This window comes from [Clostridium] symbiosum ATCC 14940 (assembly GCF_000466485.1).
In the GTDB taxonomy this organism is placed as follows: Bacteria; Bacillota; Clostridia; order Lachnospirales; family Lachnospiraceae; genus Otoolea; species Otoolea symbiosa.
Genome location: NZ_KE992969.1, coordinates 1 through 15785 on the forward strand (window position 1 = coordinate 1; position 15785 = coordinate 15785).

At 34.8% G+C, this 15785-nt stretch carries 15 protein-coding genes; 2 read left to right on the forward strand and 13 right to left on the reverse strand.

Annotated features, from left to right (window positions below):
- A partial coding sequence (locus CLOSYM_RS23225) for a hypothetical protein (RefSeq protein WP_021642875.1) occupies positions 1 to 219 on the forward strand: 219 nt, incomplete at its 5' end.
- Positions 220 to 258: 39 nt separating this feature from the next.
- Positions 259 to 1578 carry an acetyl-CoA hydrolase/transferase family protein gene (locus CLOSYM_RS15780; RefSeq protein ID WP_330362914.1) on the forward strand — a complete coding sequence of 440 codons (1320 nt, stop codon included), beginning with the start codon at positions 259 to 261 and terminating at the stop codon, positions 1576 to 1578.
- A 250-nt stretch (positions 1579 to 1828) separates the two neighbouring features.
- Here the strand turns inward: CLOSYM_RS15780 and CLOSYM_RS15785 are convergent, their stop codons facing one another.
- The 13 genes from CLOSYM_RS15785 to CLOSYM_RS15845 are packed head-to-tail and all read right to left on the reverse strand — an operon-like array spanning position 1829 to position 15704.
- Positions 1829 to 3013: a Coenzyme F420 hydrogenase/dehydrogenase, beta subunit C-terminal domain gene (locus tag CLOSYM_RS15785; RefSeq protein ID WP_021642877.1), complete on the reverse strand. Its 1185-nt coding sequence runs from the start codon at positions 3011 to 3013 to the stop codon at positions 1829 to 1831.
- Positions 3014 to 3020: 7 nt separating this feature from the next.
- Positions 3021 to 4277 carry a lipopolysaccharide biosynthesis protein gene (locus CLOSYM_RS15790; RefSeq protein WP_021642878.1) on the reverse strand — a complete coding sequence of 419 codons (1257 nt, stop codon included), beginning with the start codon at positions 4275 to 4277 and terminating at the stop codon, positions 3021 to 3023.
- Positions 4278 to 4279: 2 nt separating this feature from the next.
- Positions 4280 to 5482 carry a polysaccharide pyruvyl transferase family protein gene (locus tag CLOSYM_RS15795; protein ID WP_021642879.1) on the reverse strand — a complete coding sequence of 401 codons (1203 nt, stop codon included), beginning with the start codon at positions 5480 to 5482 and terminating at the stop codon, positions 4280 to 4282.
- Entirely contained in the window at positions 5483 to 6877 is a 1395-nt protein-coding gene (locus CLOSYM_RS15800; protein WP_021642880.1) for an O-antigen ligase family protein, read from the reverse strand.
- Between the two features lie 10 nt (positions 6878 to 6887).
- Positions 6888 to 7808, reverse strand: coding sequence for a glycosyltransferase family 2 protein (locus CLOSYM_RS15805; protein ID WP_021642881.1), 921 nt, complete (start codon positions 7806 to 7808; stop codon positions 6888 to 6890).
- Positions 7774 to 8865 (reverse strand): NAD-dependent epimerase/dehydratase family protein, encoded by a 1092-nt coding sequence (locus CLOSYM_RS15810; RefSeq protein WP_021642882.1) that lies wholly within the window; start codon positions 8863 to 8865, stop codon positions 7774 to 7776. Before CLOSYM_RS15810 ends, CLOSYM_RS15805 begins: the two co-directional genes overlap by 35 nt.
- Positions 8853 to 9578 (reverse strand): IspD/TarI family cytidylyltransferase, encoded by a 726-nt coding sequence (locus CLOSYM_RS15815; RefSeq protein WP_021642883.1) that lies wholly within the window; start codon positions 9576 to 9578, stop codon positions 8853 to 8855. Before CLOSYM_RS15815 ends, CLOSYM_RS15810 begins: the two co-directional genes overlap by 13 nt.
- Positions 9575 to 10507 carry a LicD family protein gene (locus CLOSYM_RS15820; RefSeq protein WP_021642884.1) on the reverse strand — a complete coding sequence of 311 codons (933 nt, stop codon included), beginning with the start codon at positions 10505 to 10507 and terminating at the stop codon, positions 9575 to 9577. Before CLOSYM_RS15820 ends, CLOSYM_RS15815 begins: the two co-directional genes overlap by 4 nt.
- Complete coding sequence (locus CLOSYM_RS15825) at positions 10498 to 11721, reverse strand: glycosyltransferase family 4 protein (protein WP_021642885.1); 1224 nt, start codon at positions 11719 to 11721, stop codon at positions 10498 to 10500. The genes CLOSYM_RS15820 and CLOSYM_RS15825 overlap by 10 nt, the downstream gene beginning before the upstream one ends.
- The gene (locus CLOSYM_RS15830) at positions 11718 to 12695 is read right to left on the reverse strand and encodes an ATP-grasp domain-containing protein (protein ID WP_021642886.1); all 978 of its coding nucleotides are present in this window, start codon (positions 12693 to 12695) and stop codon (positions 11718 to 11720) included. The genes CLOSYM_RS15825 and CLOSYM_RS15830 overlap by 4 nt, the downstream gene beginning before the upstream one ends.
- Positions 12696 to 13883: a type III PLP-dependent enzyme domain-containing protein gene (locus CLOSYM_RS15835; protein ID WP_044902594.1), complete on the reverse strand. Its 1188-nt coding sequence runs from the start codon at positions 13881 to 13883 to the stop codon at positions 12696 to 12698.
- Entirely contained in the window at positions 13862 to 14563 is a 702-nt protein-coding gene (locus tag CLOSYM_RS15840; RefSeq protein WP_021642888.1) for a sugar transferase, read from the reverse strand. The genes CLOSYM_RS15835 and CLOSYM_RS15840 overlap by 22 nt, the downstream gene beginning before the upstream one ends.
- Positions 14556 to 15704 (reverse strand): aminotransferase class I/II-fold pyridoxal phosphate-dependent enzyme, encoded by a 1149-nt coding sequence (locus CLOSYM_RS15845; RefSeq protein WP_044902596.1) that lies wholly within the window; start codon positions 15702 to 15704, stop codon positions 14556 to 14558. The genes CLOSYM_RS15840 and CLOSYM_RS15845 overlap by 8 nt, the downstream gene beginning before the upstream one ends.
- Positions 15705 to 15785 lie beyond the last annotated feature (81 nt).

A 15785-nucleotide genomic window follows, 5' to 3' on the forward strand; every position in this document is an offset into this window, starting at 1 on the left:
GACGGAAGACTCAGCCATCCCCCTCACCACACCGCTTTCTGGCGACGCGTGAACAGTAACGCTGCTCATACTGCGGACACCCGGACGGATAGTTCACATATTGAAAAATGGCCTGTTCTAAGTTATAATAAATGGGCGGCAGAAAATGATGCCGCCGAAGGCGGTAACCTGTTCGCAGAGCGTTCAGGTTATCGTTATCTGAAGATAACATTACCTTAAATGCAGCATATTCAAATGAACAGGGAAGGGAATCTGACTATGATAAGTGATTACAGGAACAAATTTGTTACTCCGGAAATAGCTGCCGCCAAGGCAGTCCAATCCGGTGACTGGGTGGACTACGGTTTTGGCGCCGGCTTTCCGGAGCTGATGGACAAGGCGCTTGCAGGGCGCAAAGGGGAATTGAAAGATGTGAAAATCCGTGGCGGCCTGGTAATCCGCCCCCGAATTGAAGTCGTGGAATGCGACCCTGAGCAGTCCTCTTTTTCATATTACAGCTGGCATATCGGGGACTATGAGAGGAAGCTGCAAAGCCGTGGATTATGCCAGTTTATCCCGATGATTCTCCGTTCACTGCCGGAGCTTTACCGTAAGCATATCCGCGTCGATGTGGCTTTTGTTCCGGTATCGACCCCCGATGACAATGGCTACTGCGGCCTGGGTATCTCCAATTATGCATGGAGAACTATTTTCGAAAATGCTCGTACCGTTGTGTTTGAAATTAATGAGCATCTGCCGAAACTTCACGGGGTGGACGGCTCCCACCGGGTGCATTTGTCGGAGGCTGACTTTATTGTGGAGGGCGAACACGAACCGCTTCCTCTGCGCACTTACCGGGAACCCTCCCCTATTGATGTGGAAATCGCCAGACATGTGGTAAAGGAGATTCCCGACGGCGCAGTCTTGTCCCTCGGCGTGGGCGGTGTTCCTTTCACAGTTGCAAAGATGCTGGCAGAATCGGATCTTAAAGATCTCGGCTGCCATACGGGGACCATCAGCGACGCGTTTCTGGCGCTCTATAGAGCCGGGAAGCTGACGAACAGACTGAAAGAAATTGATACAGGATATTCTACCTGGAACCTTGCCATGGGTTCACAGGAGCTTTATAACTGGCTTGATGAGGAACCGATGCTCTTCCGCCCGGCTGATGTGGATTACGTCCACTCTCCTGAGCGTATCAGCAGGATGAAACGGGTAATCAGTATCAACGGCGGTGTGGAACTGGATCTGATGGGCCAGGAGAATGCGGAATCAGCGGGCAGCCGCCAGCTCTCCGGCACAGGCGGACAGCTCGATTTCCTGGAGGGAGCCTTCCGCTCTGAGGGCGGGAAGGGCTTTATCTGCCTTGCTTCCACGCATAAAAAGAAGGATGGAACACTTAAATCGAATATTGTGCCGTTTGTTCCGGGCGGCAGCGTGGTATCGGCTCCACGGAGTATGATTCAGTATGTGGCAACGGAATTTGGGGTTGCGAAGCTGTCGGGACTGTCTTTACGGGAACGGGCAGAGGCGATGATATCGATTGCGCATCCGGATTTCAGGGATGAGCTTGGGAGGTATGCGCGGGAGAATTTTTAGGAGGCCCTTTATTATGGCAAAAGAAACCGGTGCAATATGCCTTATTTTCTGCAGGCGGATTATTCGCCTGCTCTTGACATGCAACTCGAATTACTGTTATATATAAACTAAGGGCTGAAAGCCCCAATAGGCGCTTTCAGCCCAGTTATTATCATAGAAGATCAGCATTTACAGACATTTCTTCATACACTCATAAAAAATAGATTTTACTGGTGCTTGAATATTGTTTGTCATTTTCTTTGAACCGTTATCACTTAACACGCTCTATTCTTTTTAATAAATAAATCCATCGTCTAAAATTTTTACTAAAAAAACGATAAAAACTAATAGGAAGGATATACTCTATAATAGAAAGTCTAAAAATATTTATAAACAAATAATAAATTTTTATTGTCCAATGGTTCCAGTATTTTTCTTTTAGTAATAGTATCCATTCCTGGCTATCGATTACCCTTTTCTCATCTAAAGTTTCTTCAATATAAATTCTTTTTTCCTCTTCTAACTTCTCTAGCAATTTTTCTCCTATTTCTGTTCTCACTATTGTACCACTTTTGCCAAATTTTTCATTTTTTACTTCAAGTACATTCCAAAAGTCAAAAAAGCTGATATCTGCTTCATTAGCAAATTGATCATGGCAGAATCGACAACCTTTATTTCTATATATTTGTGAAGAATAGATGGCATTAAAATCCGAATTATAATGTTCCTGCTCTATAATTTCTCCATCATGAGTGAACACCGTTGTCCGTCCTGGCCATCCTCCTCCCCTATAAAATATATTTTCTATTTGTTTTAATTCTAACTCCTTTAAATATTTTTCCGTTGCCTTAAAACTAATACCTTCCGAACAGGCAATACCTAAATAAATATTATCTCTCCCAAGAATTCTTCTTGCGCTGATAATTTGACAAGGTGTTCCTATAACCGCATATTTCTTATTCTTATCAACATTTTTTAAAAGACTACATAATGGGATAGAAACATATCTGGACGCAAATTGCCTAGGGTTTTCCAAGAGTTCTTCTTCACTCTCAACAAACTTTGCTTTTGCTAACATTTTAGCATCTGGCTCGTTTTTAACAAGGAGAATCTTGTCTACCTTTTTCTTCTCTAATAAATAACGACATATCTCATTAATGCTGCCACCTGAAGTTGCATTAATTCTAATATTTTGATTAACAGATGATGTTAAATATATTTTTTTATACTTTCCTATGTATTTTTCACTGCTTTCATTGGTGGCTGCTGGACAAACTTTAATACATTTACCACATTTGCAGCATTGCTTCCCATCCATTATCACATCATAAAAGCCTGTTTTTTTATTATATCTTATTTTTAAAATTTGTTGGGGACAAACAGCCACACATCCACCGCATCTCATGCATTTTCCTTTTTTTATAATATAATCAACTACACTCTCTATCTCATTCACCTCATTTTTAATAGTTTATATACCGCCATATTGATAACATCTGTAGTATTAAAATAATAAAACCATTTTTAATCGTCATCCGACAATTAAGAGTATCCCTTTGACTAATGTATCTGATTAAAAACCACAAGAATAGTGAAATAGTGGTTGAATAAATTGCACCTGAAATAGCATATTTATTTATTAAAAAACTGTTTAACCCCACATTAATCGTTGCACAAAATAGCGTAGTAGTAGATGCTTCCTTGGTTTTCTTTTTTAATAAATATCCAATTCCATATAATACACTTAAAGACCAGTACATAATTGTTGGCACAAATAAATAGTAAAGCCCCAGAGATTGACTATACTGCTTGCCAAATAATAGAAGTAATAATTCCTTTGGACATAATAAGCCTATCCCTGTAAGCCAAAAAGTAACATTTAAATATGTTTTATTGAGATGATGCGGAATTTTAATTCCCTGATCATAATACGAAATATACCGTTTTTGAAAAACATAATAGATATTCTGCATTATTAACATAACAGCAGAAGAAATTTTGGTTACTACAGAATAAGTTCCAACAAAGGATTCTGAATAAAAATATCGAATAAAATACCGATCTGCTGACGTTATTAACCACCATCCTAATGAATTCAAAATAAGCGGAGCTGAATAACTTATAACTTCTTTAATAATATCTTTTCGAAATGTACTACGCACAAATTTAAAAGTCTTCCTTAAGCAAATAGCAATTACAATGTCAGAAATCAAGTAACTGATAACTGTAATCCACATGTAGCCTTTTGTATGGTACAAAAATATTCCATATAACATAGCAATCATAGATATCCGCTGAACTATTTCAATTAATCTAAAATATTGATTTTTATTAATTGCTCTTGCATATAAGGCTAAAAAATTATTAATTATCATCACGATTACAGTAAGCATCACTAACTTTTGTGGTACAAATATAGCCAGTCCTATTATAAAGAATATTTGGCAAATAATAATAGTAATGATATTTGTTAAATAAGGTCTATTTTGCTCATAATTCCCAGACAGAAAGCGAATATTGGCTTCACCCACTTGTAAAGAAAGAATAGGAAGAAGAAGACTGGTAGTTGTATTGTATATTTCGATTTCACCAACTTCCTCAGGTGTAAGAAACCGTATTATAATAAAAAATAAAACGAAACTTAACACCTTTGCAATTAAAGATCCACCTAAAAAAAGGGCTAATTCTTTTTGTTCATCTGATAATGACAAATATTTCAATATTATGCCTCACACCTTAGCTCTCTAAGTAAAATTTCTGTTGTTTCATAAGATTTACTTCTTAGTTCTGGACCGATTTCATCCAAATATCTTTTAATACTATCATAATCCTTTTCAAGAGAAGTAAACTTATCTATTATTCTTTTTGCTGTCAATTTCTTAATATCAATACAATATTTTTGATAATTTATTTTATTAATAAACCCTTCCATCTTTTGTTCATAAGATATGGATATAAAAGGAATACCCATTTTCGCAGAAAATATATTAGAATGATACCTCATTCCAATTAAGGCAAACATTTTTCCAATAATATACTGTTGAAAATAGCAATCATATTCCTCTGACATGGTAAAGCATCCTTCCACTTCAAATTTTCTCATATAATCATTGTCATGTGCTATACCAAATAATTGTGGGATGAATAAAATCCTATAACCTCTTTGTCTAAGTTCTTTCACTACATTTTCAAACTCCAAGCTTATATGTTCAGCAAGTCCCTTCTCTTTTCCGTACTTAGGATGCCATAAGAGATTCGTAATCGTCATTCCAACAATTTTGCCATCCTGGCTCATGAAATGCTCTAGCTCTTTATAATGATGTAGTTTTAATTCATTTGTTTCAGATGGAATTTTGCTCTGAAATGCAGCATCTAATGTAACTTTGGAAGAATTTTGAGGCAATAGCTGGTTTAAATACATTTGAGAGATCTCTTCTCTAAGAACAATTTGTTTGGCCGAACTAAATATTTTCTTTCTTAACCAATTTCTTGTTCTTTTATTAAAAGGACCAACCGAAGGAGCACAAATTACAAATTTTTTGTTTTCTCTAAGGACTGCCATAAATCTTAAAAGGTATAAAATTTCACTACAATAATAGGTATCTCCTAAGGATGGTCCCCCCGGCGCATGAATAACCAAATCGCTATCTCTAAGGGCATTAAAAAATGCTTGTCCTTCCATTGTCCATACTAATTTCCCCTTAAAAATGCACCCTATTAAGAATTCTGGAATATTTCTAAATCTTGGATATAGAGGAATTATATTTACTTCCTGTTTTTCGTATGGAAACTGGTATACAATAGGAGAAACTATTTGTATGTTGAGCATTACTTTTTCTTTTCTCAACTCATCAATAATTGCTCTTACTGCTGCTTCATCCCCCCTGTTATTCCAATGTGCATGTATGATTAAAATATGTTTCATCTACATCTCCTTTTTTGCAACTGCCTGTGTCAATTTCGTCATATAGCCTAGAAGAATCCAAAACAAACATGACATAAAATTCCTTGACATAAAAATATCTGCTTCCACCAGATTTATAACTAAATACGACGTTAACAGACTGAATAGTACCGTTATTGCCCCTTTTATTCTTTCATCCCCATGATAACGGAATAAGTACAATAAACTATATAACAATTCACGCAATATAAAAGTCATAAAAAAGAGCATCCCGAAAATACCAGCCGTTACACCTGTTTGAATCAAAATATTATGTGTATTGGAAGCAAGTGCCAAACTATCAACCTTTGAATTGTCAGAAAGTTTTTCAAATATATAAACACCTATTTTCTCTCCACCTATTCCCATGAGAAAATTTTCTTGCATAACTTTTATCCCTGCCCTCCACAATTCTACACGTATATTATTGCTTCCCTCTTTTTCCTTCTTATCTCTCTGAATTGAGGTACTTGGACCAACATTATTATTTGTAGTGCCAATTGGAACTGTTCTGTTTATTGGTCCCTGAATAAAAGAAACCGTTTTGATGTGCTTATAAATGTTTCCAGAAACGTCTTTTACAATTTTATTTCCCCCTATTGTAATTGAAAATAATATTGGCAACATCAGAAAGCAAATCCCCGCCTTTTTTCTATTCTTCAATAAAAATCGAAGAAAATTTATTCCTTTATCGACAATAATAAAAATGAGAAGTCCTATTAATCCTCCCCTGGAATTTGTCAAGAATAGAATACTTGAACATAGCAAAATTAAACAGATGGTTTTTATATTCATTTTGCCGTCCATTCTTCCCCAAAAACAAAGTAGTCCAATATTGGTTAATTCTAAAAAACTAGTCCAATTTGCATTTGCCATTATTCCATATAAAGAAGAATTCGGATGTCTCCCCATCAATAATTCGTTGCTAATAACATGATTAGTAAAAATTTCACAATATCCTGCAAAAAACATAACTAATGAGATTATATTTATCAGAAATGAAATACGTATTACTAAAATGCTTAATTTTTTTAGTTCAGATACAATTTCTCTATTTGTTTTTTGTTGATCAAAATACGTAAAAAAAAGCATTTGTAAAAATATATAAACCAATAATTTAAGGTTAACGGATGCAAAAGGATTAAAAAATGTGGTGACAAAAAAACAAAATACAAACGATACACCAATTAGTGCTGAATGCGTTTTTAATACTGTTCTTCTATTTACTAAATCCCATGCAATTATTATTGCTGCCCATATGATCACTATATTAATTAGATTATCAACACATTCCATCAAAAAAGGAATACAATATAAAATAGTCATTATAAGCATTGTTATTTTTACATTGAATTCATTTAAAAACAATCTTTTCATTCTTTTATCCTTAAAATAAGTGAAGCATAACTTTAAGATACAGCGCCCACCATGCCTCGTGGCTAAATTGTCTTATGCTTTTATCTTCTAAAAGCTTCATCTTATATCCAATCTTTTCATTATAGTAACCGTATATGAACAAATCTTCACATCTATTATGGATAAACTCCGGAAACTTATTGCTTATTTCTCTCGCTAATCTGCTCCTGCCTTGTCTTTGCCCAGGCTCTCTTATTTTACAGTTCAACTCTGCTATTCTATCTTTCATTCCCTTTTTTCTGGCTCCAACTACATTTTTTTCGTGTTGACGATACAAAATATAACTCTCCTCATCCCAAAAGATGGAACCAGAAATCGAAGCTACCATCGCTACCCATACATCGTGTATTCTATTTCTCAATAGTTCTTGTGTCGGTCTGCGTTTTTTATCTTTCAGTAACAGAAATAATTCCCGATTGAATACCATTGTACAACCGGAAAGTTGATTGGCACATAAAATCTGATGATAATCACACGACGGTGGTGTCATATATCTCAAACCCAAATATTTTCCATTACCGTCTACAAGCCTTTGATTGCTGGCATAGAGTACTGGCCCTTTTTGCTCCTGAAGTTTTTTTGCTGCGCAAATCAGCTTGTTCGGGAGCCAAATATCGTCTTGATCAGAAAATGCATAAAGGTCGAATTGTCCCTCCGTCTCATATAGCAACTTCATAAAGCTATTGCCTACCCCACAATTTTCCCCCATAGAAAAAGTCAATTTTCCTTTTTGAGCATACTCGTTTAAGATTTCAACTGTACTGTCGGTAGAGCCGTCATCTCTAACTTTTAAATAAAGCTCAATATCTTTTTGTGACAAAATACTATCAATTTGCTCTCTCAAATACAGTTCACCATTATAGGTACTCATTAGAACTACTATTTTTTTCATTATATTCAACCTGCATATAGTCAATTATATTTTCTATCATTTCCTCTAGAGAATACTGGGGTTTCCACCCTAACGCCTCGATCTTCGATGTATCAAGAACTGTTCTGGCAGTAGGATTATACCCGAAAATTGAGATATCTCCTATTTCAACTTTTATATTTATTTCTACTTTAGAAATGTCTATCATTTTTTTTGCCATGTTAATTATTGAAATTTCTGCCTCTTTATTAGCCACATTATATGCGTTTTTCCGTTTTCCATGTAGGAGAATATAAATAATTGCAACTACCGCATCCATTGTATAGCAATAATTTCTTACAGTCTCTCCCTCTGTATGTAATATAATATCTTTATTTTCCACTATACATCTTGCAAATTCATTAAATACTCTATTATCATTATAATCCGCCCCATAACCAAATGTCTGGCTTAAACGAGCTATTTTAACAGGCACACCGTATTCTTTTCCATAAGAAATACATAAACATTCTGCCATACGTTTCCCTTCGGAATAACTGCTTCTTACATTCAGTGGATCAATTGTTCCATACTCATTTTCCTCCAGTGCCTTTTGTTGATTTTTTGAAATTCCATATACCTCAAGTGATGAAAGATATACCAAGCCAGAAACATTCTTTATCCTTGCTAACTCGAGAACATTTTTCGTTCCCATTAATGCCGTCGTAATAGTCTCAACTGGATATTCTACAAACTGTCTTGAAGAAGTGTTACTTGCTCCATGTATAATATAATCAATCGGACTTTCTACATTAATTGGCTTTAGTACATCCTGATATATCATACTAACGTTTTTTCTATGTAAAAAACCTTCCAGAATAGCTTCTGCCTTTTCTTTATTTCTGCATAGTCCAATTATTTTGATTTTTATATCATTTCTATCTCCATATTCTAAAAGAAATTTTACTAAACTCCCTCCGATTAAACCGCTTGCTCCTGTAATAAAAATTGTTTTATTATTTAACTTTTCAAACGGAAAAGATATTCCTAAAAATTTTTCCATATCTCGTTTTTCTAACTTATTTTTTATAATCCCCATATTTGCGAATTCTCCTTTGCCTGACAAATAGCTCGAAAAATATAAAAGTCTGATGGAGTGGTTATTTTAATATTCTCCGCTCCACATGGAACTGTAAAAAGCCTATGTCCATAAAATGCCATCATTGTAGCACAATCTATAAAATTTTCCCCCTTATTCCTAGCTATTTCATGGAGCCCTAAAAGTTCATTTAAGTGAAAAGTTTGAGGCGCCTTGGCATTTCTACAATTTTCTCTATCAATAGTCTCGACTATTTCTTCATTGGAATCTACTTTGATTATTGTCTCAACAACCGGAGAAATTGTTATTGCGTTCCCATTTATTTCTGCACACTCAATATTAAGACTAATAAGTTCTTCATCTATTAGCGGCCTCACCCCATCATGCACAAGTACCAAGTCTTTTTCCGTATTATGGCTTATATTTTTTTCAATATATTGTAATCCTAAAAAAATAGATTCTTGACCTGTTTTTCCTCCAGGAATTATATTCACTACTTTCTTTATATGAAATCGCTTCAACAAGTCACTCAAATAGTTTATCCATTCTGCGACACATACAACAACGATTCCATCAATTTTTTGATGAACTTCAAAGTGCTCAATGGTATGTATAATAATTGGTTTCCCATTCAACTCAAGAAATTGTTTCGGTTTTGTTCGCGTATGCATTCTGGTTCCCGTTCCACCTGCAAATATCAATGCGAAATTCATAATATCACCTCTGCCTCTGCCTCAATCCTTAGTTTTTCAATAAAATGCTGTTCTCTGTCTTTTTTATCAGGGATTTTCATATAATCTCCATATAGATTTTTTAAATATAATTCTGATTGATTTGGAATCCATGCAAAGCACCCTTCAAATTCTGATCTTTGTAAGGGAAAAAAGGCCTCTACACTAAGTATTTCTCCTAAATAATGCTTCCTTCCCGTTCCACTCGTACAATAATCACTTAACTTTACTTTTTTCAATGTAGAATCTATAATCTTATACCATGTATGTAATGATAAAACAGAAAACACGTTTCCCAGCGAAAGTCTAAGATACATATTCATCTTTCCTATCCATGTTCTCTGCATAAACGCACGCATCTCTTTATTGAATGTTTCTTTAAACTCCACACAACTTGCTACCGCCATTAAAATGTCACACCAATTTCCATATAAAAATTGCTTCCATTTTTGATTGGGAACATAATCAATTGGAAAAATATCTATATACACATGATGAGGCACTATTTCAGGCATTCCCACCGTCTTATAATATGTGTTTTTCTTGAAAACCTGTATAAAACGATTTGTGGCCCCCTGCGGGCAACCTGGCCCTCTAAGAAGATAATGCTCTCCAAGCTCTTCTTGGAATATATCTTTGAATTTCTCATAATCACTGCGAATCATACCGAGATCTAAATCATCATCCCAGGGAATAAATCCATTATGCCTTATTTTTCCCAGCAATGTTCCTCCCTGTAAAAAAGGCTTAATTTCATACTTTTCGCATACATTAAAAATATTTTGATAAATAGCCAGCAGGCATTTCTGAAGGTCTTTGATTTCATCTTCAGATAACACATGAATATCCGGATTCTTTCTATATGAATCATTAATAATTGTTTTTAACGAAAAAAATCGAGTTAATACCATCCCTTTTCTCCAGTTTTAAGTATCATTTTGCAAATAGACTGATAAGTGCTCATTCTATCAAATTTCTCCACACCTAATTTTCTGCTGTTTTTTGCCATTTCTTTTCTCAGTGCAGGATTATCTACAAGGGTTTTAATTCCATCTATTAAGTCCTTTTGATTTCCATTTTCACAGTTAAAACCACATTTATAATCTTCTATAAGCTTTTTATACTCGCTGCATTCTTGTGTGTTTATCACCGGAAGTCCCGCTGCTGCATAATCCCCCACCTTGTTAATAATACTTTGCGCTGCGCCTTTCATTATAGGATTTATAGCAATGTCGCATTGGCATAAGCATGAAACCATTTCAGGGTAAGACAACCGTCCTGTAAATGTGTAGCTAATACCAGCTCTCTCTGCTTGTTTTTCGAATCTTTTTTTAAGAGGCCCATCTCCAAATACCATGAGCTTAAGTTTTGAATCCTTTAAACTTTCTAAAGCGTTAATTACTTCTGTCAAATCATAGCTATGACCAAGTGTCCCAACATAGGCTAGCCAAATTTCTCCATTCTCCTTAGAAAGGAGATTTTTTTCTCTATATTGATCAAAGGCTTGAAGTTCTGTTCCTAAAAAAACGCTAATACCTTTTGCCCCTTTTTTATTTACTTTTTTCCCCCTTTTAAGATATGTCTCTGATACAGCCACTATTTCATCGGCTCTAGAATAAATACTATTAGCTTTTCTTTCAGTTGAATAAAACAAAAAATGCCCTAATTTTCTATATGGTAAAACCATATAGAATGCTTCGGGCCATAAATCTTGTATATCAATAATAAATTTTATATTATACTTTTCTGCGTATCTGGATGCTTCCCAGGCTAAATCTAAAGAGGGAACTGCACAGTAGATTAAATCTGGTTTTGTTCGAATCTCAAAGTATTTTCGTAATTGTATCCCAATTCCCCTGTGGCTTATTATTCGTTTCATACAAACATTTTTTTTATATTCTGCTTCTTTTAATAAAGTAACTTTAAAATTCAATGCTTTATATAAACTTTTATTAGCGTTTCTATACTTTTTTTGATTATGTATAAAATTAGAAGTTATTATTTCTACATTTGCACCTTGAGAAGTTAACATATCGGCAATATAGAGAAATCTATCATTCCCTTTCTCCCATGGGAAATCTACAAAATGTGAAATAATTAGTATATCATCCTTTTTCTCTTTCATTTTAATACCTGTCCTTGAGCATTAACCATTCTAACATCCAGATATTTCATCATATAAATATTTTCTTCATAATTTCCAATTACTATTTCATTTTCTCTTCCTACTATATTGTTTATTATCATTGCGGGAAAATTTATCCCACAATTGTATGCATGTGGATATCCACCCCCAAAACGCGGATTAACTTCTGAAAGATATAATTTACCGTCCTGTTCAAATAAGTCGATATCTATTTGTCCAACGGTTCCTAAGACATTTACAAACTGAGTGATAAAGTCAAAAATATCTTTTCTTATAATAGAAACCGATTTATCTGTCTCACCAGCACGCATCAATATTTTCTCTTTAATGAATATTGATGCAACTTTTTTTGAGATTAAATCAGTATAAACATCAACCCCATATTCTTGTCCAAGCATTAATTTTTGAATAATAATATCCGGTTGCTGAGAACATAGCATTTCCAATGTTTTCATATCCTCTACTCGCTTAGCATGAACACTACAACTACCTTTTGATGGTTTAACAAATACAGGAAATTGTATTTCTTGCGCTTCATATGCATGTAAAAACTCCAAGAAATTTTTATATGTAGGAACAGTGCTAATATGGTGTTCTCTGCAAAAATCATACATTTTAACTTTGTCAAAACATCTATCAATGACATTATAATCTGAAACAAAAACTTCTACCCCTATTTGATGAAACCTGTCTTTATTTTTAGCTAAGAGCATAAGTTCCGGATCAATTAAAGAAAATAAACCTTGAATTTTTTCTCTGATGCAGATATCTAATATAACATCTATATACCCTATTTCATCAATTCTTGGTACAACATAGTAGATATCTGCATCATATAATGCTGGTGCTAATTTTAAACAATCCGCAGCAATTACCTTTCCTGAGCCTAATTCTTTTTTAAAATACTGCACGATTTTATTTCTAGTCCCACAACTTAAAATTAATATATTCATCTAACTCTCAACCTCATTATATAAAGTATTTCCCGCTATAAAATCATCTACTTTCCATCGTCGTCTAATACAAGTATACTTTTCTCCGTCCTTCACATATACTGGAGGAAAAAATTGAATAAATAGCGGTGTAAGACTAAGAGTATAAGCTCCTGTCTTATGATATATTATTTGATCCCCTACCTTAATTTCCTCAGCATTTTCAATTTGAAATAATCGATCATGTTCCATACATGTAAAGCCACATATGGTTTGCCTCTTCACCTTACTGTAACGTCCTTCTGTTTTTTGCAAAACTTTATAATAATAGGATTGTTTCGTCATTAAGGGATCAATATTTGTTCTACTTCCATCTGTTATTATAAAATGATTATTTAAGCTGCTCTTTGTATCTATTACCGTTGTCCTGTAGTCCAAACATGCTCCTATTACTGAAATCCCTGGTTCAAAAATTAATGTCGTTTTTTCTTCATTTAAATATGGCTTTAAATTTTCAGAAATCACTTTCATATAATCATTAAAGGATGGCTTCTCCGGCATTCCCCCAAAAAAGCCTCCACCTATATCAATATAATCCAACTGAAGATTATACCTTTCAATTAATTCTGCCGTTTTTCGTGCTATTGCAGAATAAATAGCAAGGCTTCTTGTCCTTGAACTGCAGTGAAGGTGGACTCCTGAAATAATAATACCTAATTTTGAAATCATATTCCAAGCCAGTTCCAATTCTCCATTTTCATAGCAAAAACCAAATCGTCCATCATCTTCCTGACACTGTGTTTCTCCCGGGCACTCTTTCTCTATATTAAAATTTACCCTTATTCCTATTTTGCATGTAGACACATGATCAATTTCAGATAACCACTCAATTTCTCTTTTTGAATCAATATTTACAATTGCCCCCTGATTAACAGCCTCAATAAAAGTTTCTTTGCTTTTGACAGGACCATTATAAATAATTTCCCGTGAAGAATACCCCAAATATTTTGCAAGCATATACTCATCATCAGACACTACTTCAGCAAAACATTCCTGAGATTTCATAAATGTGATAACCCAAGGAAGTGAATTTGTTTTAAAAGAATATCCTATTATAAAATTTTTCCAATAATGTCTAATTGCCTTTTTTAAATCTTCTAAATTGTCTTCTAATTCTTTTTTATGTATCACATAATATGGCGTCTGCACTTGTGAGTCTCCTCTCCAGTTCCCTTAAAATCTTCCATAGTTTCACTGGTATCTGAATGTATTCCCTTTCGTTTTAACACTACCTGTATCGTTTGGATCAAAATAAATAGATCAAGTCGAAAAGAAATATTTTTCACATATTCAATATCCCATTCAAAACGTTGTTCCCAACTAAGAGAATTTCTCCCTTTCACTTGCGCTAAACCTGTTAGGCCTGGCCTCACGTCATGTCTATGTTTCTGACTGATACTGTATTTGGGCAGATACTCCACTAATAGTGGCCTTGGACCTACCACGCTCATATCACCTTTTAAAATATTAAAAAGTTCTGGCAGTTCATCCAAACTGCTTGCCCGTAGTTTTTTTCCGAATCCAGTCAATCGTACTTCATCAGAGAAAAAATTTCCATTTTCATCTTTTTCATCAGTCATACTCCTAAATTTGTACATTTCAAAAATTTTTTCATTTTTCCCCGGCCTCTTTTGTTTGAAAATCACGGGACTCCCTAGCATAATACGAACGAGAAGTGCTGTCGCCAGCATTACTGGCGATAGCACAATAATTCCTGCAAGAGAAAGCACAATATCCAGTAAACGTTTTATGTATTTTCGGTAAAGCAAAGTTCCTATATACCTTACATTTACAATGTTCCTGACTGTGCTGACATTCTTCTTACTCATCAAAACAACCCCTAATTAGACCAATAATCTTTTTCATATCATCATTCGTATTTTTCACATCACTGGGCAGGCAAATCCCCCTATTGAAGATATCTTCTCCAACTGATACTCCATTTACCGATTCAATCTGGATAAAATCATTTTTCTGATATACTGGCTGGAGATTCATCGGTTTCCAAATAGGCCTTGTCTCAATATTTTCTTTCTCCAGCTTTTCCATAAGATATAGTGGAGTAATACCACGCTTCATCCCTTCTCGACTAATCGTAATGCAGGATAACCAGTTATTCGCCTGTCCATCTGGATTCATCGGATTCATCTGAACTTCAGGAATATCCGCAAAAGCCTCTTGATAAGTATGATACATTTCCTGCTTTTTCTGTTTAAATGCGTCCAATGTCAGTAGTTGTCCTCGACCAATTCCAGCAACAATGTTGCTCATCCTATAATTATATCCGATTTCCTTATGCTCATAATGTCTTACTGGTTCTCTAGCTTGTGTTGCTAAAAATCTTGATTTTTTAATTGCCTTTTCATCATTAGAAAGAAGCATTCCTCCACCAGATGTGGTAATAATTTTATTTCCATTAAAAGAAAGGATTCCAAACTGTCCAAAGGAACCACATCTCTGAGCATTGTAACTGCTTCCTAATGCTTCAGCAGCATCTTCAATTAAGACTGCGCCATGTCTCTCACAAATTTTCAAAATTTCCTTCATTTTGGCAGGAGTTCCATAAAGATGCACTAATAGAACCACCTTTGCTTCAGGATATCTTTTAAATCCTTCTTCTAAAGCCTCTGGTGACATATTCCAGGTATCTTGTTCTGAATCAATAAAAACCAGTTTTCCTCCCTCATAGGCAACTGGATTACAGGTTGCCGCAAAAGTCAAAGCAGAAGATAGTACCACATCCCCCCTCTTGATCCCAGCCAGCTTCACTGCCAGATGAAGTGCCGCTGTCCCTGCGCTCAAAGCCGCTGCATGGTTAGTTCCTACATAGGCTGCCATTTCTCGTTCAAATTCATCTACATTTTTTCCCAAAGGCGCTACCCAATTTGTCTCGAAAGCCTCCTGAATAAACCTCATTTCTTGCCCATTCATTGTAGGACTTGCTAAATATATTTTCTTTTTTTCTCCCATAATACAACCTCTTTTTTCCATTAAAAAAGAGTCTGCATATTTCCAGACTCCTTTAATCAAATCTATTTCCTCGAGTATCAG

Bases quoted from the DNA above. Each gene is read 5' to 3' on its own strand.
- CLOSYM_RS15780 (WP_330362914.1), top strand. From the start codon at position 259: ATGATAAGTGATTACAGGAACAAATTTGTTACTCCGGAAATAGCTGCC.
- CLOSYM_RS15795 (WP_021642879.1), bottom strand. From the start codon at position 5,482: ATGAAACATATTTTAATCATACATGCACATTGGAATAACAGGGGGGAT.
- CLOSYM_RS15800 (WP_021642880.1), bottom strand. From the start codon at position 6,877: ATGAAAAGATTGTTTTTAAATGAATTCAATGTAAAAATAACAATGCTT.
- CLOSYM_RS15805 (WP_021642881.1), bottom strand. From the start codon at position 7,808: ATGAAAAAAATAGTAGTTCTAATGAGTACCTATAATGGTGAACTGTAT.
- CLOSYM_RS15810 (WP_021642882.1), bottom strand. From the start codon at position 8,865: ATGGGGATTATAAAAAATAAGTTAGAAAAACGAGATATGGAAAAATTT.
- CLOSYM_RS15815 (WP_021642883.1), bottom strand. From the start codon at position 9,578: ATGAATTTCGCATTGATATTTGCAGGTGGAACGGGAACCAGAATGCAT.
- CLOSYM_RS15820 (WP_021642884.1), bottom strand. From the start codon at position 10,507: ATGGTATTAACTCGATTTTTTTCGTTAAAAACAATTATTAATGATTCA.
- CLOSYM_RS15825 (WP_021642885.1), bottom strand. From the start codon at position 11,721: ATGAAAGAGAAAAAGGATGATATACTAATTATTTCACATTTTGTAGAT.
- CLOSYM_RS15830 (WP_021642886.1), bottom strand. From the start codon at position 12,695: ATGAATATATTAATTTTAAGTTGTGGGACTAGAAATAAAATCGTGCAG.
- CLOSYM_RS15840 (WP_021642888.1), bottom strand. From the start codon at position 14,563: ATGAGTAAGAAGAATGTCAGCACAGTCAGGAACATTGTAAATGTAAGG.
- CLOSYM_RS15845 (WP_044902596.1), bottom strand. From the start codon at position 15,704: ATGGGAGAAAAAAAGAAAATATATTTAGCAAGTCCTACAATGAATGGG.